Below are 952 nucleotides of genomic sequence, written 5' to 3'. Positions count from 1 at the left end.
TCGACCTAACTCAGTCAAGGTCAGTGTCTTACATTCAATCAGTGCCTTAGAGGCCAGCATCAAGCTGTTTAATCGTTTTAGGTGAAGTTCTGGGCAGTATTGGTGTAAAGAATGTTGTAGGATATTGGCTTCGCGCATCTTGTTGTCCAAGTGTAGTTTTTAGCGAAACCATTTGATCATGCAACAAGATGCGCTTCCACCCTAATTTGATGATTTATTTGTAAATCATCAGGGGATTCTTCAGGGCTAGACCTTCGTATGTCGTGATTCCGTCACTGGCTTTTTTAAGTGCAAGAATACCTACAATGAGAACAATTGAAAGGAGACATAATACGACAAAGAAACTTAAACCAATCTTTAATCCTAACCTTAAATTTCTGAACATTAATCTGCCTCACACTTATTCAAATAAAAAACAATCAATCTCGAAATTAAAAATTCAGACAAAATAATTAAAATTAAATTCAAAAAAAAACAATATAACACTCTACAATTAAAAATCATGTTTACAGCTTATTTTTCAATGATTATCTCAGTTAAAATAATTTAAATGAAATTTAACACTTTTACAATTATACATAAACACTTTTATAACACATCTTTGTTTTTTAATTTTTGTGATCATGTTCTCACACTAATTTCATTACTCCAGATTTCAGATAATAACTACAACACTAAATTTGAGGAATAGAAGAAGCTTACTACCCCCCTGTGTCAGGATTGTTGTCACCCCTAAATAATCATTATGTTTAAAGACAGGGTGCGGCAAAAGAGAACGATATGGCTCGGTATTCACCAGAACGTAAAGAGGCGATCCTTAAAAAATTATTACCTCCTCACAACTTAACGGTCGCAGAGGTCGCTCGGGAAGAAGGCATCGCGGTGCAAACCTTGTATCATTGGCGAGATATTGCCAGAAAAGAAGGTCGCCCCGTGCCAGGTAAAACATTAA

General features: G+C 35.3%; 1 protein-coding gene and 1 pseudogene. One reads left to right on the top strand and one right to left on the bottom strand.

Going from position 1 to position 952, the window contains the following annotated elements; genetic code table 11:
- Window positions 1–138 (bottom strand): annotated as a pseudogene (locus L5M10_RS23910) (IS4 family transposase); the annotation flags it as partial.
- A 642-nt stretch (window positions 139–780) separates the two neighbouring features.
- On the opposite strand from L5M10_RS23910, the gene L5M10_RS23905 reads away from it, so the two are divergent.
- Window positions 781–952: transposase (locus tag L5M10_RS23905; RefSeq protein WP_263238167.1), on the top strand; the 172-nt coding region annotated here is incomplete at its 3' end.

The sequence above is a fragment of the Shewanella sp. SM32 genome (assembly GCF_025654235.1).
GTDB lineage: Bacteria > Pseudomonadota > Gammaproteobacteria > Enterobacterales > Shewanellaceae > Shewanella > Shewanella oncorhynchi.
This window is presented reverse-complemented; position numbering and strand designations above follow the sequence as displayed.